This window comes from Paraburkholderia sp. J67, assembly GCF_905220265.1.
GTDB lineage: Bacteria > Pseudomonadota > Gammaproteobacteria > Burkholderiales > Burkholderiaceae > Paraburkholderia.
This window is the reverse complement of record NZ_CAJMZK010000039.1, coordinates 11,597-33,961: the sequence shown is the minus strand read 5'-3', so window position 1 is coordinate 33,961 and position 22,365 is coordinate 11,597. Positions and strand designations below refer to the sequence as shown.

Sequence of the window (22,365 nt, the reverse complement as noted above, 5' to 3'; positions counted from 1 at the left end):
GCGATGAATCTCTCGCGCCCGTTCATTTCGCGCCCCGTCGCGACCACGCTGCTCGCGCTCGGCATCGCGCTCGCCGGCCTCTTCGCCTTCACGAAGCTGCCGGTGGCGCCGCTGCCGCAGGTCGACTTCCCGACCATCTCGGTGCAGGCGACGCTGCCCGGCGCCAGTCCCGAAACCGTGGCGACCAGCGTGGCGAGCCCGCTGGAGCGCCATCTGGGCTCGATCGCCGACGTCACGGAGATGACTTCGCAAAGCTCGGTGGGCAGCACGCGCATCACGCTGCAATTCGGCCTGAATCGCGACATCGACGGCGCCGCGCGCGACGTGCAGGCCGCCATCAACGCCGCGCGCGCCGACCTGCCCGCGAGCCTGCGCTCGAACCCGACCTACCACAAGGTCAACCCCGCCGACGCGCCGATCCTGATCCTCGCGCTCACCTCGCCCACGCTCACGCCAGGCCAGCTTTACGACTCGGCGGCGACCGTGCTGCAGCAGTCGCTCTCCCAGGTGGACGGCATCGGCGAAGTCGACGTGAACGGTTCGGCCAACCCCGCCGTGCGCGTGGAGCTGGAGCCGCATGCCCTCTTCCACTACGGCATTGGTCTTGAGGACGTGCGCGCGGCGCTGGCGTCGGCAAACGCCAACAGCCCGAAGGGCGACATCGAGTTCGGCCCGCAGCGCTTCCAGCTCTATACGAACGACCAGGCGAGCAAGGCGAGCCAGTACAAGGACCTCGTGATCGCCTATCGCAACAACGCGGGCGTGAAGCTCTCGGACGTGAGCGAAGTGGTCGATTCGGTGGAGGACCTGCGCAATCTGGGTCTGACCAACGGCAAGCATTCGGTGCTCGTGATCCTCTACCGCCAACCCGGCGCGAACATCATCGAGACCGTGGACCGCGTGATCGCGATGCTGCCGCAACTGAAGGCGTCGCTGCCGGCCAGCGTGGAAGTGATCCCCACCTCCGACCGCTCGGTCACCATCCGCGCCTCGCTCAAGGACACCGAGCACACGCTCATCATCGCCGTCGCGCTCGTCGTGATGGTGGTGTTCCTGTTCCTGCGCAACTGGCGCGCGACGCTGATCCCGAGCGTCGCCGTGCCGATCTCGATCATCGGCACCTTCGCGGCGATGTACCTGATGGGCTTCTCGCTCGACAACCTCTCGCTGATGGCGCTCACCATCGCGACCGGCTTCGTGGTCGACGACGCCATCGTGGTGCTGGAGAACATCTCGCGGCACATCGAAAGCGGCAAGTCGCGCATGCAGGCCGCGCTGCTCGGCGCGCGCGAAGTGGGCTTCACGGTGCTGTCGATTTCCGTGTCGCTGGTGGCCGTGTTCCTGCCGATCCTGCTGATGGGCGGCATCGTCGGGCGGCTGTTCCGCGAGTTCGCGCTCACGCTGTCGCTCGCCATTGCGGTGTCGCTGGCCGTCTCGCTCACGCTCACGCCGATGATGTGCTCGCGCCTGCTCGAAGAGGCGCACGAGAAGAAGGAAGAAGGCCGTTTCGCCCAATGGCTCGAACGCGGCTTCATGCGCATGCAGAACGGCTATGAGCGCACGCTCGGCTGGGCGCTCGCGCATCCGCGGCTGATCCTGGTCGTCCTGCTCGCGACCATCGGCCTGAACGTCGTGCTCTACGTGATCGTGCCCAAGGGCTTCTTCCCGCAGCAGGACACGGGGCGTCTGGTAGGCGGCATTCAGGCCGACCAGTCCACCTCGTTCCAGGCGATGAAGGTCAAGTTCGCCGAGATGCAGCGCATCGTTCAGGCGAACCCGGCCGTGGATTCGGTGGCGGGCTTCACGGGCGGACGCGCGACCAACGCGGGCTTCATGTTCGTCTCGCTCAAGCCCAAGAGCGAGCGCAAGATTTCCGCCGACGAAGTCATCGCGCAACTGCGCGGGCCGCTCTCGAACGTGGCGGGCGCGCGCACCTTCCTGCAGTCCGTGCAGGACATCCGCGTGGGCGGCCGGCAGTCGAACGCGCAGTACCAGTTCACCCTGCTCGCCGACAACACCACCGACCTCTACAAGTGGGGGCCCAAGCTCACCGAAGCGCTACAGGCGCGTCCCGAGCTCGCCGATGTGAACTCGGACCAGCAGCAAGGCGGGCTGGAATCGATGGTGACGATCGACCGCCAGAGCGCGGCGCGCCTGAACATCACGCCCTCGCAGATCGACAACACGCTCTACGACGCGTTCGGTCAGCGCCAGGTCTCGACCATCTACAACCCGCTCAACCAGTACCACGTCGTGATGGAAGTCGCGCCGCAGTACTGGCAGAGCCCGGAGATGCTCAACCAGATCTGGGTCAGCACCTCGGGCGGCACGGCAAGCGGCGCGCAAAGCACCAACGCGACGGCGGGCACGGTCAGCGGTCCCACGACCACGACATCGAGTGCGTCGAGCGGCGGCACGAGCGGCACCACCTCAACCAGTGCCGCGTCCATCGCCGCCGACTCCGCGCGCAACCTCGCGACCAACTCGCTCGCGGCGAGCGGCAAGTCGAGCGCGTCCTCGGGCGCGGCCGTGTCCACCTCGAAGGAAACGATGGTGCCGCTCTCGGCCATCGCCTCGTTCGGCCCGGGCACGACGCCGCTCTCGGTGAACCACCAGAGCCAGTTCGTGGCCTCGACGATCTCGTTCAACCTGCCGCCGGGCAAGTCGCTCTCGGACGCGACCCAGGCCATCTACGACACGATGGCCGAGATCGGCATGCCGCAGACCATCCACGGCAGTTTCCAGGGCACGGCGCAGGCCTTCCAGCAGTCGCTCGACAACCAGCCGATCCTGATTCTCGCGGCGCTGCTGGCCGTCTATATCGTGCTGGGGATTCTGTACGAGAGCTACATCCATCCGCTCACGATTCTCTCGACGCTGCCGTCGGCGGGCGTGGGCGCGCTGCTCGCGCTGCTGCTCTTCAAGACCGAGTTCAGCATCATCGCGTTGATCGGCGTGATCCTGCTGATCGGCATCGTGAAGAAGAACGCGATCATGATGGTGGACTTCGCGATCGAGGCGTCGCGCCAGGGCCTGAGTTCGCGCGACGCGATCTATCAGGCGTGTCTGCTGCGCTTCCGGCCGATCATGATGACGACCTGCGCGGCGCTGCTGGGCGCCCTGCCGCTCGCGTTCGGACGCGGCGAAGGGGCCGAACTGCGCGCGCCGCTCGGCATCTCGATCGTCGGCGGGCTGATCGTGAGCCAGATGCTCACGCTCTATACGACCCCGGTGGTGTATCTGTATATGGATCGCTTGCGCGTGTGGTGGGATCAGAAGCGCGGCAAGATCGCACCGCCACCTCGGGCGCTGGAGTGAGCGCTTGATGCGGTAGACAAGCCTGAGCGGCTGGAGCGCAAGCTTCAGCCGCTTTTTCTTGTGCTCAGAGCGGCAGCGGCCGGTCCTGGAAGATGCTCTTCATCACGAGCGTCGACGTCAACCTCAACACCGACGGCAACGGCAGCAGGCGCCGGTCATAGAGCGTCTGGAACGCCTTCAGATCGCGCGTGACGACGTGCAGCATGTAATCGGGTTCGCCAAAGAGGCGCTCGGCACGCGTGATCTCGGGAATGTCGATCAGCGCGTCCTCGAAATCCTGCACGTTCTCGCTACTGCCTTCGCGCAGCGTCGCAAAGACGATCGCGGAAAAATTCAGTCCGACCGCCGACGGCTCGATCGTCGCCCGATAGCCGCTGATGACCTGCGTGCTTTCGAGCGCACGCAGGCGCCGCTGGCACGGCGACAGGCTCAAGCCCACTCGCTCGCTCAGTTCGGTGATCGAAAGTCGTCCATCCTGCTGAATCTCAGCAAGAATCTTGCGGTCAATGGCATCCATACGCGAAATACTAGCGCCAAACGGTATCGGCTGACAAGAAATAGGGAGCACTTCCTTGCGGGGAAACCCTAACATTTGCGACCTTGGCGAATGGGCTCATATCGATGCCCACGTCATCGGCCATCAAGGGAAGTACCGCTGTGCAAGCAAGTATGTTGACCGCGTTCTGGATCGTCTCGTTCTCTCTCGTCATGGTCCCGGGAGCGGACTGGGCCTACGCGATTTCGGCGGGGCTGCGCGGCCGCGTGGTCGCGCCGGCGGTGGGCGGGATGCTGCTCGGTTACCTGGCGATCACGCTGGTGGTCGCGGCGGGCGTCGGCACCCTGGTGACGAGTGTGCCGGCCGTGCTGTCGGTGCTGACCGTGGTGGGCGGCGCGTATCTGCTCTGGCTGGGCGTGAAGACGGTCATGCGGCCGTCGACGCAACTCTCGGCCGATGACGGTCAGGCGCAAACCAGCAAGCAAGGCTGGGCGCTGCGCGGCTTTGCGATCAGCGGACTCAACCCCAAGGCGATCCTGCTTTTCGTCGCGCTTCTGCCGCAGTTCACGCGGCCCGGCGCGGGCTGGTCGGTGGCCACGCAGATCGTGGTGCTCGGCGGCTTGCACATGCTCAATTGCGCGTCGGTGTATTCGGTCGTGGGCTTCGGCTCGAAGGCCGTGCTGGGCACACGGCCCAAGGCGGCGCGTATCGTGAGCCAGTTGTCCGGCGCAGCGATGATCGTGGTGGCGCTGCTGCTGTTTGCCGAGCAGGTTTTTGCGCTTACGCGGCACGGTTGAGTGCGCTAGCGCGTCGAGCGTGGTGTGCCAGGCGTTTCGACGGGCTCGGGGATCGACTGCAAAAAGTCAGTCGCCAGTCGCGTGCAGTATTCGAACGACGGCGCGTAATCCAGCGTGCGAATATCGTCGAATCGTGCGGCGAGAAAAGGTCGGTGTTCGACCAGCAGGCGCAGAAACGTCTCGCGATGTCACACGAGAAATCTGCCTGCCGTCATGAGGCTATCCGGTTCCCGCTCGATAACGAGGCTCAGATCGAAAAGATCGCGCGCCGCCGGACGATCGCCGCGATGCCACATCTTCTTGGCCACGATCTCCGCCGCTGTCTCGACCTTGACCGTCTCGCCCATTAAGGTCCACTCATCGAAGCCGGGCGCCGTCAAATTCTGCGACACCACGAAGTCGATCTCCCCTTCCGGCAGGATCAGTTTCACGAACTGCGCGTGTTCCTCGTAATCCTCGGTGATTTGCGCAGCCGTGTCGTTGATACGCGGATTGACGTAGCCAAGGTACTGCGGGTTCGGCACAAAGATGTCGATATCCCGACTCATGCGATGGCCGTATCGCAACATCAACACCGTGCCGCCGCCAAACGTCCAGAACGGGTTCGCCGTGCCATGCGTCCTGATCTCGTCGATAAGCCGCAGCGCCTCCCGAAAGAGCGGTTGCCACGGCCCATCGGGTAGCGCAGCAGGCCCGCTCATATCCAGACGCCCCGATAAAGATGAAGCGTCTTCGACCACGCCGCGAGGTGCTTCCAGATCACACGGGCCGGCGTACCGGAGCTATGCGCGACCTCCTCGACGGCCTTGACGACGACCGGCACGGGCACCTCATCCAGCATCGTCGAAATCTGCGATTCACAGCCCTCGGGAATATGACCGGACGCAAGCGCCGTCGCCAGGCGGCGTTCGGTGAGATGTCCCTCGTAGCTCACGTTCGCGCTCACTGCCGCCTTGTAGAGCCCACGCTGCGGTGGCCGCGCCGCCGCAGCGAGTTCGAGCCCGAGCACGCCTAGCAGCGGAATCAGCTTGTTGACGCCCAGATCCTTGAGCTTGCCGGATTCGAGCTGATTGATAGTCAGACGCGACAAGCCGGCGAGTTTCGCCAGTTGGGCCTGTGTGAGATCGAGCTGCGCGCGCCGCTGCGCGACGGCCTGACCAATCTCGTAGAGTTGCATGACGGTCTCCCGGGGCCGCCATGCGAGGCGACCCGACGATGTAAAGTATACTTTACATCAAGTGGGTTGGACGCCCGGCCATTTCAACGGCAAAAGGCCTCAGATCCGCCCCGCCTGCCGCATTTCCAGCGGCAGGCACCGCACCAGCAGATGCAGCACGAGCGGCACGATGATCCCGTCGTCGATCACCCCCGCCACCGGCAGCGCGATATTGAACGGGTCCAGCGCGTAGAGCGCCAGCAGCACCGTCGCCGGGAGCAGCCACACCGGCCGCCCGGGCTGGCGCAGCGCGAACCACAACACGCGCGCATCGCCCTTTACGATCTTCCATAGCAACGCCAGACGCTTCATCTTTCAACCCTCCTGCACACATCACCCGCGCACGCTGCCGGGCGTCAATGCGAACCGTGCCCCGGCGCATCCGAGCGCGAGGTGCGCACCACCAGCCCCTCCGGCGAGAAATGCGCATTGAACATGCCATCGCCGGTCACGCCGCCTTCGGCCCAATGCCAGCTCCACACTTCCTCGTGGCTGAGCGCGTACTTCGCGACCTCCGCCGGCTTGCCGAGCAGGCGGCGCACATCGTCCTGCGCCATGCCGGGCACCACCTGGGCGATATTCTGCGCCGTCAGTGCCTGGGTCATCGCGACGAGCTTGCCGTCGGCGTCGAAGTCGAGCATCCACGTGTTCAGGCCGTTCGGCCCGCGCGGGTATTCGAGCCGTTCGGTGCCGTCGTCGTTCTGCCAGACGATCTCGGGCTTGCCCGCCTGGCGGCGCACGTCTTCGACCGTCGATACGCCGATCTTCAGGCCCCCGAACGCCATCGAATCCGGCTTCACGGCGTTGACGGCGTCGGCGACTTTCTGCTGGTCGCAGGCGGTGAAGAGCATCGCGCTCGCCGCGAGGGCGAGGCCAAGGCAACAGGTGCGGAACATGGGCAATTTATGCACGAACGGTAAAAAATCAAGCGTGAAATCAAACGGATAGCGCGCGGTCACTTAAAGCTTTTGCGCGATCGCGAGCGTAAAGATGCGCGCCCAGCGCTTCGCCTCGCGCTCGCTCGGCATCGGCAATTGCCAGAGCGGCTTCGCGGCGTCGCTTACGCGCAGTTCGACGTGCCAGCCATTGGCGTCGCGCGCGGGCTGCGCGCCTTGCAGATCCGCGAAGATATAGGCGCCATGCTGTGCGCCTTGCGTGAGTTCGCACAGGCGCTTGCCGGCCGCGAGCCGGGCTTCGCCCCATGCGCCCGCGACGCGATGCGTCCAGTTGCCTTCGCCGTGCAGGTTCGGCGCGATGTCGCGACGGCGTTGCAGCCAGCGGGCGATCAGAGCGATGACGAGCGCCGCCGCCACCACTGCCGCGCCAATTGCGACGCCCGTGCCAAAGTGCGCCGCGATGGCGTGATACGACCACACCGCGCCATAAATCAGCGCGGCGAATGCGAAAAGCAGGACGAATATGGGCATACGAAAACAGGCGCTGCGAACGCCCGGACGCGCTCGCGCGCGCAAGACAAAGGAGAGCCAAAACGGGAAAGCTGCACGATAGCAGCGCGCCGCAAGCGCAGCCGCGGCCCGGCGGCAAGAACTTGTCTCATCGCAAGGCCGTGACGGAATCAGGAACGCGCCGATTGCCTGCCGGCTTACTGCTGCGGATGCTGGGCCGACCATTCCTTCACGGCGCGCAGCGTGTTTTCGACGTGCTGGTCGGGCGAGAGGCTCGTGTATTCGTAGATGACCTTGCCGTCCGGCGCGATCACATACGAGACGCGATTGGCCATCGACGCATGCAGCGGCATCGACGCGTCATAGGCCTTGATGATCTTCGAGTCCTCGTCGGCGGCCACCGGGAACTTGCTGCGGCACTCGCTCACCGAGAACTTCGTCAGCGTGTCGATGTTGTCGTGCGAGACGCCAATCACGGTGGCGCCATACTTTTTGTATTCGTCCACGGCCTCGGCAAATTCGTGCGCCTCGATCGTGCAGCCCTTCGTGAAGGCGGCCGGATAGAAGTACACCACCACCGGGCCCTTCTTCAGCTCGGAAGCCAGCGAATAGGTGTAGGTCTTGCCGCCCAGCGACGCTTCGGTCGTGAAGTCGGGTGCCGGGTCGCCCGGCTTGAGCGTGGCTTGCGCGCTCAGCGTGAACAGCGAAAGTCCAGCGCACACGAGCGCGGCGGCGGCGGCCGCGAAATACCTCGGTTTCATGTCGAATGTCCTGGTGGGTCCGTGGGTCCTTGAACGGGGGCGCCGCCCGGTCGACCCAGGCGAGCGCCCCTATTGGACCACACTCGGCATGCGTGCGCAGTGCGTGGCGCGCGGCCGGGTTACACCGCCGCAACCGCGCAGCCCACCCTGCCGACGCACGCCTTACGCGCCTCTTTCAGCCATCCGCGTAAGCGGAGAACCACGCGCTCGCCCACAGATTGAGCTCGCCCAGCAGCGGTGGCGTGAGCGCCGCGAAGCGCCCGCCCGCGCCCGCCACCAGCGCCTGCGCAAGCTGATCGTCGCCGCGCTCCGCCGCTTCGGCCACGCGCAGCAACATGCCCAGTTCGCCGCGCTGGCCGTCCACGGCTTCGCTGATCTCGGTCGAGAGTCCGAGGCGCTCCAGGGTATCGGCCGGCGTCGAACCCACCAGCACGTGCACGAGCGAAAAGATGCCGGTCATGAAGGCGGCATCGGAGAAGTCGGCATCGTTAGGCGCCAGGCTGCGTGCGGCCAGTTCCATGAAATGCGAACGCGTGCCCGCCAGTTGCACGAGCGGGTCGGAGCCCCACGGCAGATCGCGTCCGCTTGCATAGAGCAGTAGTTGCGCCCAGCGCGCGATCTGGCGCGTGCCGGCCGCCAGCACGGCTTCGCGCAGCGAGGCGATCGGCCGCCCCGGCGCATAGGCGCTCGAATTGACGAGCCGCAGCAACTGCACGATCACGCCCGGATGGCTGCGCAACTCGTTCTCGAGTTCGGCGATGCCGACGTCGCCCGCCACCAGCGCGAGCAGGCGCACGAGCGCAAGGCGCGAGGCGCGCATGCGGGGCGCGCGCAGCACTTGCGGGCGCGCGAAGAAGTAACCCTGGAACAGGTCGAAGCCCAGATCGCGCGTGTATTCGAAGTCCTCGCGGGTCTCGACTTTTTCGGCGATGAGCGTCTTGCCCTCGGCGGCGATGGCGGCCGCGAGCGCGGGCAGCGCCGCGCGCTCGGTCTGCATCAGATCGACCTTGACGATGTCCGCATAGGGCAGCGCGCGGCGCAGGCCGTCGGTCAGCGCGCTTACGTCGTCGAAAGCAATGCGGTAGCCGGCGCGGCGCAACTGCGCGAGACGTTCGAGCACGGCCGTGTCGAAGCCCACGTGTTCCAGCACTTCGAGCACGAAGCGGTCGGGCGGCAACAGATGCACGATGTCGTCGAACAGCAGCTCGCGGCTCATGTTGACGTAGCCGTGATGACGGCCGAGCACGGCCGGCACGCCGAGCTGGCCAATCGTGCGCGCCATCACCTGGGCGGTCGCGAGCGCGTCGTCGAAGACATCGGCGCGATTCTGGGGGCCGCCACGAAACAGCAGCTCATAGGCGCTGAGCGCGCCGTTGCGGTCGAGGATCGGCTGACGGCCCAGATAGACGAACGGCTGCGCACTGGCGTGCTGGGCGGACTGCGCGTGCAGGTCAGACTGCTGAGCGCCGGGGCCGCTATCGCCTGGCTCGGCCGGATGCTCCGGTCGAGCGGACGCTGACGATGAATCGGACATGGCGAAAAAACTCGGGCGGATAAATTCGGACGGATTGGACCCGGTTCGCGCGAATCCCCTTGTTGGGATCCGGTCCCGCGCACCTGATCGGACAATAACCGGTCAAAAACTGGCGTAACAAAAAATGGCCGGCCTGGCACCCCGGTTCTCATAAGGCTAACGCAAAGTCTTACGCGTGGGGCGCTTCACATGCATCCTGCATCGCCGGGGACGTCCGACCGGCGCCACTTTAACCGAATCTGGGCGCGCTGGCATCGCCGTCGGTGCAGAGATGCGCATCCGGTCGTTTTTTCTACACAGCCACTAAAGATTTCGCGCCCCAGGTCGATATCACGGTCTGATGGGGCGCGTCATGCCGGTGGCCGATCCGCCCGCTGCCCAAGCCGACGCGCGAGACGGGGCTGCAAGCCGCACGACGGACTCGACGCATACACGCCGACTAGTACACAGGTTGCCAGCGACACACATGGAAGCGAACAGGATCAATGCGCCCCGACCGGGCTGGTTACGCACGGTCATGGACCGGCTGCGCGCGCGCGCCGGCCGCCACGGTGCACCCGGCGCACCCGGCGATTCGCTCGCAACGACGCTCGGCGCGCCGCTCGTGCCCACCGCCGCCGACCTGGCCGCTACGTCCGACACCGACACGCCCGCGCCGAACCTGCCGGTCAAGCACGCCGACGCCACGTCCCGATCGTTCGAACAGACGGCCGCAGCAGTCGACTTCCTCGTGCATGTGGACCGCAACCTGCGCTTTCTCTACGTCTCCGACGCGAGCCTGCGCTTTGCCGGCTATCACCGCGAGTTCCTGCTCGGCGCGACGCTGCACGACCTCGTTGCGCCCGAACATCTCGCGCGCCTCGACGCTCTCTTCGAGCGCGCGCTGGAAAGCGGCGGCATCGAAAAAGAAACCGTCGACCTGATCAAGGCCCTCACCTATCCGATGGCGGTGGAGTTGCGCGTGCAGCGCGCCGCCTACGCCGGCATGGATGGCTTCTCCATCGCGGCCTTCGACGTCTCGGCCTGGCAAGGCGCACAGGCGCGCCTCACGCACGCGCTGCATCACGATCCGTTGACCGGCCTGCCCAATCAGGCCGCGCTCGGCCCGGCGCTCGAACGCGCCCAGGCCGAAGCCGACGCGCATGGCGTACCCGTCGCGCTGCTGCTGCTCGATCTGGACGACTACCAACGTGTGAACCGCGCGCTCGGCTATGACGCTGGCGACGAGTTGCTGCGCGAGACCGCACGACGGCTCACGCACCTCGCGCTGCAAGGCGAGCTGATCGCACGCATCGGCAGCGACGAATTCGCGATCCTCATCACGCCACAATTGCGCGGTGAACCGGGCAACGTGCGCGTGGCCGCCGAAGCGCTCGCGCGCCGTCTGCTCACGTCGATCCTGCAACCCTATACGTTCCGCGATCAGCCCGTGCATCTGTCGGCGAGCATCGGCATCGCGTTTCATCCGGACCAGCGGGCTCACATGGGCGCCGCTCATACCGATGCGCAGACGGGCGCGCACGACAGCGCGCAAGCCGACGCACAGGACGACGTGCAAGCCGACATGCAGGCCGACACCACGCCGCTGATCCGCCGCGCCGACCAGGCGCTGCAGCAGGCCAAGGCCGCGGGCGGCAACACGTTGATGCTGCACGTACCCGACAACGATCCGACCGATGCACTGCGCCTGAAGCTCGAGTCCGATCTCTACGACGGCGTGCGCAACGGCGAGTTCTCCCTGCACTTCCAGCCGATCACCAGCAGCCTCACGCGCGGTGTGGTTGGCGTCGAAGCGTTGATCCGCTGGCAACATCCCTTGCACGGACTCGTGCCGCCCTCGACGTTTATTCCGCTTGCGGAATCCGTCGGCCTGATTAATTATCTCGGCAACTGGGTTTTGAAAGCGGCCTGCATGCAATTGACGCAATGGGACGAGCAAGGCATCGCCTTGCAGTACATCGCCGTCAACGTCTCGCCGCAGCAGTTCCGCAATCCGCGTTTCAAGGACAGCGTAGAGGAGGCGATCCAGCTCACCGGGCTCGATCCGCGTCGGCTTGTCTTCGAAATTACCGAAAGCCTGCTGATGCAAGACCCGCAGCACGCAGTCAAGCTGCTCGAGGAGCTCACGGCGCTGGGCATACGCTTTGCTATCGACGACTTCGGCACGGGGTATTCGAGTCTTGCGTACCTGCAGCGCTTCCCGCTTTCGAAACTGAAGATCGACCGCAGCTTCGTCGAGAATCTGCTCACTTCGCGTAACGATCAGGCGATCGTCAACGCGGTAGTGGGCCTCGCGCGCACGCTCGAACTGGAACTCGTCGCCGAAGGGGTCGAGACCGAAGCGCAGCGCGAATTGCTCACGAAGATGGGCTGCGACCATATCCAGGGCTGGCTCGTCTGCAAGGCGTTGCCGTCCGAGGAACTCTCGCAGCGTTTCGAGTCGCGCACCCTGCACGTTCACCGCGTGCACTGATGCCGACACCGATACACGCAGGGCATTAGCGAAATTGACATGGTTCAGATGGTAAAGGCTGTCCTGCTCGACCGGCTCTGGGCTCGCATGAACGAGCGCGGGGACTTCCCCATGCTGTCGCAATCGCTGCGCACGACGGTCGCCGCCATGACGAACGACGACTACGACTTCAGTGCGCTCGTGAAGGTGGTGCTCTCGGACTTCGCGCTCACGCAGAAGGTGCTGCGTCTCGCCAACTCGGCGATGTACATGGCCTTCGGCGGCAATATCACGACCGTCACGCGCGCGTTGATGGTGCTCGGCATGGATGCGGTCGGCCACCTCGTGGTGGGCCTGAAGATCGTCGATCACTTCCATCACAGCGCGCCGCGCCGCATCGACGCCAAGCTCGAACTCAACCGCACCATGCTGTCGGGCTGCGTGGCCCGCAAGCTCACCGAACGCGGCGACCTGCGCGCCGGCGAAGAGGCCGTGGTCTGCACGCTCATGCGTCAGGTGGGCAAGCTGCTCGTGGTGTTCTATCTCGAACCCGAGTGGGACCAGATCCGCCGCGAATGCGACGAAGGCGTGAGCGAAGACGACGCCTGTATCGACGTGCTCGGCGTGACCTTCGCCGAGATCGGCCAGGACGCGGCCGCGCGCTGGCGCCTGCCCGAAGCGATTCGCGAAGGCATGGGCGAATACGACCCGGCCGGCACCGAGTCGCGCCAGGTGCAGTGGCTGCGCGCCATCACCAACTATTCGACCGAAGTCGCGCGCGTGCTCACCACGCCCGGCCTCACCGAAGAGATGCGCGAAGAGCACATCTCCGAGCTCGCTCACTTCTACGGCCGCGCGCTGTCGACCGATCCCGAAACGCTGGTGCAGATGAGCCTCGCGCTCGCCCGCGAAGAGGCCGACGACGGCGTGATGCGCGAGATCGTCGAGCTGCGGGCGAACGCCGATGCGATTGCCCGCGAAGCGCTCGACCCCGAAGCGCGCATTGCGGCCGGCGTGGAAGATTTACGCTCGCTGCCGCCGAACAGTCCGCTCGCTACGGCGCTCACGCTCGCCACCGAAACCGTGCTGGCAGGTCTCGGCTTTGCGCGCACGGTGGTGTTCGTGCGGCGCGGCGCCAACGTCTTCGAAGCGCAGCACGGCTTTGGCCCGCAAATGGAAGACAGCCTGGAGAAGCTCTCGTTCAGCGCGGCATTCCAGCCCGACGTGTTCCATCTGGCGATCGCGAACTCGGTGGGCATCTTCATCGAGAATGCACGCGACCCGAAGATGCTCGCGCGTCTGCCGGGCTGGTATCGCGCGCGCTTCGACGACACGCGCGCCTTCGTGCTGCTGCCCGTGGCGGTCCAGGGCGACGCGCCCGTGGCCCTGCTCTATGGCGACTGGCTGATGAGCCAGGAACCGCGCCGCATCTCGCAGAAGGAAATGAGCGCGTTGAACGAGCTGGCGCACGAGCTTTCGCGGTTCTTCGCGGCGAGCACCGTCAAGGCATAACCCCCGCTCGGCGCCTCACACCCGGAGAACGGGAGCCGGCTGCAAGGCCACTCCCCGCTCCTTCTTCGGGTGCCCCCGCCTCAATCCTCGATACGCTCCAGCCCTTGCGCTTCGGCGTTGCGGTCGGCCATGCCGGCCCACTCCGCGGCTGCGAGCCCGAGCGCGGCCACCGCGCTCGCGTCGAGCGGCGCAAGCATCGTGCAGGCCATATCGACGGCTGCCCAGTCGCCACGCTCGAGCGCTTCGCTCACGTCGAGCAGACGCCCCAGCACGCCCTCGCGGCGCGAGATGGCTGCGCGAATCGGCTTGCTCAGGCGCAGCACTTCGAGCGCGCCGTCGAGCGGCCCGCCAAACACCGCGTCGACGAACGAAAACACGCCCACCAGGAACGCCGCGTCCTCTTCGCTCGGCCCGGCCTCCGGCACGATCGCCGTGGCCAGCTCCATGAAGCGGGCGCGCGCCGCGGCCAGTTGCAGCAGCGGATCGTCTTCGAGCGAGATCTTGCGGCCATCGGCATAGAGCAGCAGTTGCGTCCAGCGCGTGATGCGATTGGTGCCCGTGGCGTTGATCGCCTCGCGCAGCGTCGTCACCCTGCGGCCAATCGCATAACTACTCGAATTGGCGAGCCGCATCAGATGCATCACGAGCACGGGATTGAGCTTGAGTTCCGCTTCGAGCTGCATCACCGTGGGCTCGGCCGCGAGCAGTTGCAGCAGGTTCAGCAGCGCGTGACGCGGCGCGCTCGCCTTGCGCGCCCCGCCCTGCGGTTTGGCGAAGTAATAGCCCTGGAAGCGATCGAAGCCAAGCGCATGGGCGCGGTCGTGCTCGGCCGGCGTCTCCACATCGAGCGCGACGAGGATCTTGCCCGCCGACTTGAGCACGCTCGCGAATTTCGGCAGCAGTGCGGGTGCGATGTCGCGCGTGTCGATCTTGACCGCATCGACATAGGGCAGCAGCCTGGCGAACGATTCGTCGGCCTTCGTCACGTTGTCGAGCGCGAAGCGATAACGTTTGCCGTGCAGCACGACAAGGCGCGCGATCAGCTCCGCATCGACGCCGATACCGACCGGCAATTCGAAGATCACGCCATCGGGGGCGAGGCGCAGCAGCGCGTCGTCGAACAACGCCTCGCGCGTGATATCGAGCCAGGCAGGATGACCGCTCAGCGAGCCTCGCAAGGCCGGTGCATTGAAGGCCTTCAGGAGCGCGGCGCCAGCGCTCGCATGCGGATCAGGCTCCCCTTCGACTGGATTGACCACGATGCGCGGCAGCGTTTCATACGCGCACAGCATGCCGTCGCGATCCAGCATGGGCTGGCGCGTGAAATAAACGTGGTAGGGATCGGCCGGTTGGCCACTGGTTGGCTGATCGCCTTCGACACCCGACATGCGCTGCCGGTCTGCGGCACTGAAACTCATGGGTCCCCCGCAAGGCGCCGTGCCTGAAGCGGCGCCAAGGTCGTTTGATGTTCTCTCGTTCGACTCGTTCTTGCTCGCCGTTTGCGCCTGCGTCGAACCTCTCGCTCACGTTAAAACGCTGCTGCGGCGGCCTCTCTCTCCTGTCCGATTCTATCCTGGCGGATACGTCCGGCCTATGAAGTGGACACTCAATTCCACGAAATTATAGGTACACCGTGGCCGTTTTTCGACGGTCAAAATCACGCCATTTATTTGCATTCCGAACTAATTAATCAGCAAAAAATACCGGCCAGACTGTGCTGGCCGGTATCGGGCGGTACTTCAGCGGCGCGTGCTTACTTCAGCACGACCTTCACGTCGAAGTACTTCGCGGCGATCTTGTCGATCGTGCCGTCCGCCTTCAGGTCCTTGAGCGCGCCGTTCAGGGCGGCCTTGAGCGCCGCATCGTTCTTGCGCACGCCGTAGCCCACGCCTTCGCCGAGCAGCTTCGCGTCGACGACCTGCGGGCCCGCGAAGGCGAAGCCCGCGCCTTGCGGCTTGTTCAGGAAGCCCTTCGAAGCGGCCTCGGCGTCCTGGAACGCCGCGTCCAGACGACCGGAGACGAGATCGGCATAGATCTGGTCCTGGGTCTGGTAAGGCACGACGTCGACGCCCACCGGCGCCCACTTGGCCTTCGCGTAGGTTTCCTGGATCGTGCCCTGGAGCACGCCCACGTGCTTGCCCTTGAGCGATTCCGGCGTCGGCAGCAGCGGGCTGCCCTTCTTCGCGATCATCTGGTTGGGGATCGCGTAGATCGGATCGGTGAAGTCAATCGCCTGGCGGCGTTGATCCGTGATGGTCATGTCCGAGTTGATGGCGTTGAACTTGCGCGCCTGCAGCGCCGGGATCAGGCCGTCGAACGAGTTTTCCACCCACACGCACTTCGCCTTGAGCTTCGCGCAGACCGCGTTGCCGACGTCGATATCGAAGCCTTGCAGCTCGCCGCTCGGCGATTTCGATTCGAACGGCGCATACGACGCCTCGACGCCGAAGCGGATTTCCTTGATATCGGCAGCCTGCGCCAGGGTGACGCCCGCGCCGAAGGTGACAGCCGTGCAGAGCGCGAAAGTGGCCAGCTTGTTCCAGTTCATGTTCATCAGTGTCTCTTTCCAGTCGAAATACGGTGCGCTCCGTCGATATGCGGGGCGCGGCACAGGATCGCTGCGCCAAAAATGCGGCTCAAACGATCGCACCCTCTGTGATGCGCCGCAGCAACCGCAGGGGCGCGATTGTACCGCGCCTTGCACGAGCGCCCGCCAAACGGGCCGCGCGCGAAGATGCAATTGGGTGTCGTGGATGCGCAAGCGCGGCGCTGGACGTTGCGCCGCGCCACAAGCTCAAACCAGGGCGGCAAGCGTGGCGTCGGTGGTCTCGACCACCAGCAGCCCCGCGCGCAGACCCGGCTTCACGGTGGGGTTCGGGAACACGATGCGTTCCTCTTCGTGCTCGACGACATAGCGATACGCGCCGTCCTCGGCGAGCACCGTGCCGCGCGCGAACGGCGTGAAGTTCGGCACATCGGCGGCCACGTGCAGCGCGAATGCGTCGCTCTGCTTCGTGATCTGGCCGATCACGGTGAACACTCGCGGCAGCGGCGCGTCCGCCGCTTTCGTTGCACCCGCAACCAGCCGGCGCACGGCTGCATCAGCGGCTGCGAAACGCGCGAGATCGTTTTCACCGAACGGCCGCACCTTGCCCAGTTCCAGCGTGCAGGCGATGGCGCCGCAGTGATCGGCCGTGAACGACGAATACGTCGCGCCCTGTTCCGTGTGGATCAGGACGGCGGCGATGCGCGCATCGGCGAGCCAGTCGAACATCGCGCGCGAAGGTGCGTTGTCCAGCGCGTTACCCGTATAAGGCAGCAGAGCGAACTGCTCGAACGCCGAAGCGCGAATCGCCGTATGCATGTCGAGATGCCAGCGCCCACCGGTCGCGGTGGAGGCATCGGCGAAAAAGCGCTGCGCCGCCGCTTCCAGCGCAACGGCGCGCGGCGCTTCGCGGCTTTGCGGCACGCGCGCATGACGCCCGCCAAACAGGCGATTGAGGTCGTCGTCCTGATAGCGCGTGGCGGCACGCATCGCGGCCACGTTGCCGAGCACCACGAGCACGCGGCAGGCCAGTGCGAGCCGCCCGGCCGCGAGATCGGCGACGATCTGCGAAAGCAGTTCGATGGGCGCGGTTTCGTCGCCGTGCACGCCTGCCGAGAGCAACACACTGCGCGTCGACTCGTCCGCAAGCGCAGGCTCCAGCAGCAGCACGCCTTCGTCGAGCCACTGCCAGCGCACCGCGCCATCCGCGCACGCGCCGCCCGTCTCTGCCTCGTTCGCGGGCCCGACACCCGCGAGCGTCGCGCCGAGAAAATCGCCCAGCACGACTTCAGCGCTGGAAGTCATAGAGCGATCCGAGGCCCAGAATCTGCGTGAGATCGTCGAGCGCCGTGCGCGACTCCACCAGCAGCGCCGGATCGGTCAGATCCTGCGGCGCGAGACGGTCGCGATAGTGCTTTTCGATCCACGCGTCGAGGCGCGCGAACAGCGTATCGTTCATCCACACGCCCGGCGCGACCGCGGCGCGCTCGGCTTCGTCGAGCACCACGCGCAGGCGCAGGCACGCGGGGCCGCCACCGTTCTTCATGCTCTCGCGCAGATCGAACACCAGCACCTCGTCGATGGGGCCGCTCTTCGCGGTGAGGTCGTCGAGATACATCGCCACGTGCGGATTCTCGCGGCATTCCTGCGGCACGACGAGCACCTGACGGCCATCCGCGCGGCTGAGCAACTGGCTGTTGAAGAGATACGAGGTGACGGCATCGGACACGCTCACCTGGGCGTCGGGCACCTCGATCACGTTGAACGGCGCGCCGTGCGCATCCAGCTTGCGGCGCAGTTCGCCATAGACGTTCTGTTGATCGACGAACGCGCGTTCATGGCAGAACAGCGTGCTGCGATTGCCGACGGCGATCACGTCGTTATGGAACACGCCCGCGTCGATCACCTCGGGGCTTTGTTGCGCGAACACCGTGTCGGCGTCCGTGAGGCCGTGACGCTGCGCCACCGCGCGGCTCGCCTCGAACGTCTGCCGCGCCGGGAAGCGCTTGGGCTCCGGCCCACGACGGTATTCGCTGCGGCCATAGACGAAGAATTCCACGCCGCGCGCGCCGTACTCCGCGCAAAAGCGCGTGTGATTGGCCGCGCCTTCGTCGCCGAGCGCGGGCGTGCCCGGCAGCGCGTCATGCACCACGAAATGCGACGGGTCCGCGAAGATCGAGCCAAGCGTGCGGCGCGTGTACTCGTGCTCGATCGCGCGATGCAGCTTGCTGCACAAGTTCGCGGGCGTGAAATGCACGCGCCGCTCGGGCGTGTCGGCCGACGGGCTGACCGTGGCCGCGTTGGCGGTCCACATCGCCGAGGCGGAGCTGGCCGCCGCGAGCAGTTCGGGCGCGTCCTTCGCGGCGCGCGCGATGGCGTCGGCATCCTTGCCCGTGAAGCCGAGTTCGCGCAGCAAGCGAATCGAAGGCCGCTCCTGCGGCGGCAGCACGCCCTGCGCGAAGCCCAGATCGGCCAGCCGCTTCATCTTGCGCAGCCCTTGCTGGGCAGCGGCGCGCGGATTGGCGACCGACTTCTCGTTGTTCTGCGAGGCGACGTTGCCGAACGACAATCCGGCGTAGTTATGCGTGGGGCCGACGAGTCCGTCGAAATTCGCTTCGAGCGCCGTGGCGGCCAGCTTGGCGGAGTTACTCATCGTCGATCCTCAGAATTGAAGGCCCGGCGAAACGCTCGCGGGCATCAGCAGTTGTGCGCTTTCCACCGAGGCCATCGGCCACGCGCAGTAGTCGGCGGCGTAGAAGGCGCTCGGGCGATGATTGCCCGAGCGACCCGGCCCGCCAAAGGGCGCGCCGCTCGACGCGCCGTTGGTCGGCCGGTTCCAGTTGACGATGCCCGCGCGGATCTCGCGCGAGAAGCGCTGCCAGAGCGCGGCATCGTCGGCGAGCAGGCCGGCGGAGAGGCCGTAGGCCGTGTTGTTGGCCTGGGCGATGGCGTCGTCGAAACCGGCGTAGCGGATGATCTGCGCGAGCGGGCCGAAGTGCTCTTCGTCGGGCAGGTCGGCCACGCCCGTCACGTCGAGAATGCCGGGCGTGACGAAGCCGAGCGCGGGGTCGCGCTGCTGCATCGGCAACAGCGCCTTTGCGCCGCGCGAGAGCAGCAGCGTCTGCGCGTCGATCAGCTTGGCCGCCGCGCGCGCCGAAATCACCGCGCCCATGAAGGGCTGCGGCTCGGCGTTGTATTCGCCCACGGCGATACGCGACGAGACCTCGACGAAACGCTCGATAAAGCGATCGCCGAACTCGCCCGAGGGCACCAGAATGCGGCGCGCGCAGGTGCAACGCTGCCCCGCCGACAGGAACGCCGACTGGATCGCGTGATGCACGGCGGCGTCGATATCCTCGACCGGGGCCACGACGAGCGGGTTATTGCCGCCCATCTCCAGCGCGAGCACGATTTCGGGACGGCCGCCAAACTGACGATGCAGCAGCGTGCCCGTGTCCGAGCTGCCCGTGAAGAACAGGCCATCGATCTGCCGATGGTTCGCCAGCGCGATGCCGGTGTCGCGCTCGCCTTGCACGAGATTGAGCACGCCCGCAGGCAGGCCCGCTTCCTTCCAGATCTCGACCGTTGCGCGCGCAACGTCAGGCGCGAGCTCGGACGGCTTGAACACGACGGCATTGCCGGCGATCAGCGCGGGCACGATATGGCCGTTGGGCAGATGACCCGGGAAGTTATACGGACCGAACACCGCCACCACGCCGTGCGGGCGATGGCGCAGCACGGCCACGCCGTCGGCCATGTCGCTGCGCTTTTCGCCGGTGCGCTCGCCATAGGCCGTGATCGAGATCGCGACCTTGGCGGCCATCGACGCCGCTTCCGTGCGTGCTTCCCAGAGCGGCTTGCCGGTTTCGCGGCCAATCGCGCGCGCGAGATCTTCCTTGCGTTCGTTCACGAGCGCCGCGAAGCGCTTGACGATTTCGCAGCGCGTCTCGAACGGCGTCTGCGCCCACGTGGGAAACGCGCGACGCGCGGCGCTCACGGCGCGGTCGACATCCTCGGCGCTCGCGGCGTTGCCGCTCCATACGGTCTCGTTCGTGCCGGGATTGCGCGAAGCAAATGCGGGACCGTTAGCCGCGCACCATTGCCCATCGATGAAAAGCTCGTTCATGGTCATCCTTGTTTTCTGCTTATGCCCTGTGCCCTTCAGGCCACTTCAGGCGGGCTTTCTTGCATGCGCCGCGCCGAGCACGCGCACCGGTTCGCCTTCCTTGACGTTCAGCGCCGCCGCTTCCTGCGCGCTCAGCGTGAACGCACCGTCCTCCACGACGCCGGGTGCGAAGCCCACGCGGAAATCGGTGAGCGACGTATTGGAGACGAGCGAGCGCACCTCGCCCGCCTCGGCCTGCGCACCGATCCGCACCGGCACCAGCACGCTCTCGCGCACCGTGCGCAGGTCGGCGATATGGCATTCGAGCACCGGGCCCGCGTCGAAGATATCGACGTGATTCTCGTAGCGCAGCCCCTCGCCTTCGAGCATGCGGCGCGCGGGCACCGTGTCGGCATGCGTGAGGCCGACGCAGGCCTGCGCCTCGTCGGGCAGCAGCTCGACGTAGACGGGATAGCGCGGCATCAGCTCCGCGAGAAACGACTTGCGGCCGTGCGCGCTCAGATAATCGGCGGCGTTGAAGTCGATCTGATAGAAGTGCGAACCGACTGCTCGCCAGAACGGCGACGTGCCTTCATCGTCGAAATGCCCGCGCAACTCGGCGCAGATGCGTTCAGGAAAGCGTTCGCGGAACTGCGCGATAAACATGAAGCGCGAGCGCGAGAGCAAGCCGCCCATGCCGCCCGTGCGATAACGCGGCGAGAGGAACAGCGAGCACACTTCCGCATAGCCCGTGAGATCGTGCGAGATATTGAGTGCGCGCATGCGCGTCCAGATACCCAGATCCTGGCTCGCGTGCACGACCGTGCTCACGCGGTAGTTGTAGAACGGCTGTGTGAGGCCCACCGCCGTCTCGATCCCGCACACCCCCGCGACGTCGCCGGTCGCGGTGTCTTCCATCACAAAAAAATAACCCGCTTCGGACGCCGGCGCCTCGCCCGCCAGCGTGCGGCGCGTGCGCTCGATGCGCGCCGCGAGCGCGTCGCGGTCGGGCTTGAAGGTGGTGAGGCCGGGGCCGGTTTCCTGGGCAAGCGCGACGAGCGCGTCCACATCGCCCGTCTGCACGACGCGTACTACGATCATTGCGTCTCTCCCATCGTGTCCTCGTTGTCCTGTGCGTCTTCATCCTGACGATAGAGCGGCGCGCAGCGCACCGTTTCGCCATCCTGCACGTTGAGCGCGGCGCGCGTGGCCGCGTCGAGCGGCGCGTCGCCCTGCACGGCATGCGCGCCACGATGGGCCGCGCTTGCCGGTGCTACTGGCAACGTCGCCATCGCGCAGCGGAACTCGCCGCCCTGCTGGCTGGCAACGAGCCATGCCGCGCCATCGGCTGCACTCGCGCTCTCGCGCACGGTGCGCGTCTGGTTGCCTGCGACGGACGCCGTGCGATCGACCTGCGCCGTGAGCACCGGGCCCGCGTCGAAGATATCGACGTAGCGGTCCGGCTCGAAACCTTCTTCCAGATGGATTTCGTAGGCGAGCAAGGTGCTTGGGTCCGGCTCGCCCAGCACGCGCTGCGCGGCCTCGGGCAAGAGCGGCACGTAAATCGGATACGCGGGCATCACCTCGGCGATAAAGGTGCGGCTTCTGCCGCCCGACGCCATTTCGATGTCCTTGAAATCGCGGCCGAAGAACTTGCGCCCGACCGCTTCCCAGAACGGCGAGACGCCCGCATCGTCGGTCACGCCGAGCAGCAGCGAAAACACCTCGGGCGTGAAACGGCGGCGGTTCATCGCCACGTACATCATGCGGGCGCGCGACATCAGGTGCGCCGCCGCGTCGCCGCGCAACGCGGGGTCGATATAGAAGCCCGCGAGGCGGCTCTTGCCGGTCAACTCGTGCGACATGGTGAGCGCGTGAATCTTGCGGTTCACGTGCAGCTCGCGCGAGGCGTGAATCAGCGCGTCGTTGCGAAACGCGTAGAACGGCTCGGCATATCCGGCCGCCGCGACGATGCTGGAGGTGCCGACGAGCCTGCCCGTCGCCGAATCTTCGAGCACGAAGAGATAGAACTCCTCGCCCGGAAAATCGACGTCCGCGCGAAACGAGTCTTCGGACAGCGCGATGCGCGCCTCCAGCGCCGCGCGGTCGTGCGGCAGCGAGTGCAGCACGGGCTGCGCGGTGCGCGCCATGTGGGCGATCGCATCGAGATCGGAGAGCCTTGCGGGGCGAACGAATAGCATCGTCGGTCCTGGATCGGTTTGA

19 protein-coding genes are annotated in these 22,365 nt (G+C 66.1%); 4 read left to right on the top strand and 15 right to left on the bottom strand.

Annotated elements, in window-relative coordinates; all coding sequences use genetic code 11:
• The first annotated feature begins 3 nt into the window (after nucleotides 1-3).
• Entirely contained in the window at nucleotides 4-3,318 is a 3,315-nt protein-coding gene (locus U5782_RS38055; RefSeq protein WP_322049014.1) for an efflux RND transporter permease subunit, read from the top strand.
• A 64-nt stretch (nucleotides 3,319-3,382) separates the two neighbouring features.
• Here the strand turns inward: U5782_RS38055 and U5782_RS38050 are convergent, their stop codons facing one another.
• Nucleotides 3,383-3,835, bottom strand: coding sequence for an Lrp/AsnC family transcriptional regulator (locus tag U5782_RS38050; protein WP_322049013.1), 453 nt, complete (start codon nucleotides 3,833-3,835; stop codon nucleotides 3,383-3,385).
• Between the two features lie 152 nt (nucleotides 3,836-3,987).
• Between U5782_RS38050 and U5782_RS38045 the strand changes: the two genes are divergently transcribed.
• Nucleotides 3,988-4,611, top strand: a complete 624-nt coding sequence (locus U5782_RS38045) for a LysE family translocator (RefSeq protein ID WP_322049012.1) — start codon at nucleotides 3,988-3,990, stop codon at nucleotides 4,609-4,611.
• A gap of 188 nt (nucleotides 4,612-4,799) precedes the next feature.
• Here U5782_RS38045 and U5782_RS38040 read toward each other — a convergent pair whose 3' ends face one another.
• The 7 genes from U5782_RS38040 to U5782_RS38010 all read right to left on the bottom strand — a co-directional run bounded on the left by U5782_RS38040 (nucleotide 4,800) and on the right by U5782_RS38010 (nucleotide 9,528).
• Nucleotides 4,800-5,312 (bottom strand): nucleotidyl transferase AbiEii/AbiGii toxin family protein, encoded by a 513-nt coding sequence (locus U5782_RS38040; RefSeq protein WP_322049011.1) that lies wholly within the window; start codon nucleotides 5,310-5,312, stop codon nucleotides 4,800-4,802.
• The gene (locus U5782_RS38035) at nucleotides 5,309-5,788 is read right to left on the bottom strand and encodes a helix-turn-helix domain-containing protein (protein ID WP_322049010.1); all 480 of its coding nucleotides are present in this window, start codon (nucleotides 5,786-5,788) and stop codon (nucleotides 5,309-5,311) included. The genes U5782_RS38040 and U5782_RS38035 overlap by 4 nt, the downstream gene beginning before the upstream one ends.
• 99 nt (nucleotides 5,789-5,887) lie before the next feature.
• On the bottom strand, nucleotides 5,888-6,139 hold the full coding sequence (locus tag U5782_RS38030) for a hypothetical protein (protein ID WP_322049009.1): 252 nt from the start codon (nucleotides 6,137-6,139) through the stop codon (nucleotides 5,888-5,890).
• 44 nt (nucleotides 6,140-6,183) lie between these two features.
• On the bottom strand, nucleotides 6,184-6,723 hold the full coding sequence (locus U5782_RS38025; RefSeq protein ID WP_322049008.1) for a hypothetical protein: 540 nt from the start codon (nucleotides 6,721-6,723) through the stop codon (nucleotides 6,184-6,186).
• 63 nt (nucleotides 6,724-6,786) lie between these two features.
• Nucleotides 6,787-7,254 (bottom strand): hypothetical protein, encoded by a 468-nt coding sequence (locus tag U5782_RS38020; RefSeq protein WP_322049007.1) that lies wholly within the window; start codon nucleotides 7,252-7,254, stop codon nucleotides 6,787-6,789.
• Nucleotides 7,255-7,430: 176 nt separating this feature from the next.
• Nucleotides 7,431-7,994, bottom strand: a complete 564-nt coding sequence (locus U5782_RS38015) for a peroxiredoxin (protein ID WP_322049006.1) — start codon at nucleotides 7,992-7,994, stop codon at nucleotides 7,431-7,433.
• 175 nt (nucleotides 7,995-8,169) lie between these two features.
• Nucleotides 8,170-9,528: an EAL and HDOD domain-containing protein gene (locus tag U5782_RS38010; protein ID WP_322049005.1), complete on the bottom strand. Its 1,359-nt coding sequence runs from the start codon at nucleotides 9,526-9,528 to the stop codon at nucleotides 8,170-8,172.
• A gap of 466 nt (nucleotides 9,529-9,994) precedes the next feature.
• Here U5782_RS38010 and U5782_RS38005 point away from each other — a divergent pair, with 466 nt between their 5' ends.
• Together U5782_RS38005 and U5782_RS38000 are read left to right on the top strand one after the other, a co-directional pair.
• Nucleotides 9,995-12,001, top strand: a complete 2,007-nt coding sequence (locus U5782_RS38005; protein ID WP_322049004.1) for a GGDEF domain-containing protein — start codon at nucleotides 9,995-9,997, stop codon at nucleotides 11,999-12,001.
• Nucleotides 12,002-12,049: 48 nt separating this feature from the next.
• Entirely contained in the window at nucleotides 12,050-13,492 is a 1,443-nt protein-coding gene (locus tag U5782_RS38000; protein WP_322049054.1) for an HDOD domain-containing protein, read from the top strand.
• 80 nt (nucleotides 13,493-13,572) lie between these two features.
• Here the strand turns inward: U5782_RS38000 and U5782_RS37995 are convergent, their stop codons facing one another.
• From U5782_RS37995 to aruF, 7 genes are all read right to left on the bottom strand, one after another.
• Nucleotides 13,573-14,910 (bottom strand): EAL and HDOD domain-containing protein, encoded by a 1,338-nt coding sequence (locus U5782_RS37995; RefSeq protein WP_415914488.1) that lies wholly within the window; start codon nucleotides 14,908-14,910, stop codon nucleotides 13,573-13,575.
• A gap of 335 nt (nucleotides 14,911-15,245) precedes the next feature.
• Nucleotides 15,246-16,046, bottom strand: a complete 801-nt coding sequence (locus tag U5782_RS37990; RefSeq protein ID WP_322049003.1) for an ABC transporter substrate-binding protein — start codon at nucleotides 16,044-16,046, stop codon at nucleotides 15,246-15,248.
• Nucleotides 16,047-16,286: 240 nt separating this feature from the next.
• Entirely contained in the window at nucleotides 16,287-17,342 is a 1,056-nt protein-coding gene (gene astE, locus U5782_RS37985; protein ID WP_322049002.1) for a succinylglutamate desuccinylase, read from the bottom strand.
• Complete coding sequence (gene astB, locus U5782_RS37980) at nucleotides 17,326-18,690, bottom strand: N-succinylarginine dihydrolase (protein ID WP_322049001.1); 1,365 nt, start codon at nucleotides 18,688-18,690, stop codon at nucleotides 17,326-17,328. The genes astE and astB overlap by 17 nt, the downstream gene beginning before the upstream one ends.
• A gap of 9 nt (nucleotides 18,691-18,699) precedes the next feature.
• Nucleotides 18,700-20,163 (bottom strand): succinylglutamate-semialdehyde dehydrogenase, encoded by a 1,464-nt coding sequence (astD, locus tag U5782_RS37975; protein ID WP_322049000.1) that lies wholly within the window; start codon nucleotides 20,161-20,163, stop codon nucleotides 18,700-18,702.
• A gap of 45 nt (nucleotides 20,164-20,208) precedes the next feature.
• Nucleotides 20,209-21,243 (bottom strand): arginine N-succinyltransferase, encoded by a 1,035-nt coding sequence (gene astA / locus U5782_RS37970; RefSeq protein WP_322048999.1) that lies wholly within the window; start codon nucleotides 21,241-21,243, stop codon nucleotides 20,209-20,211.
• Nucleotides 21,240-22,343: an arginine/ornithine succinyltransferase subunit alpha gene (gene aruF / locus U5782_RS37965; protein ID WP_322048998.1), complete on the bottom strand. Its 1,104-nt coding sequence runs from the start codon at nucleotides 22,341-22,343 to the stop codon at nucleotides 21,240-21,242. The genes astA and aruF overlap by 4 nt, the downstream gene beginning before the upstream one ends.
• Nucleotides 22,344-22,365: the final 22 nt, after the last annotated feature.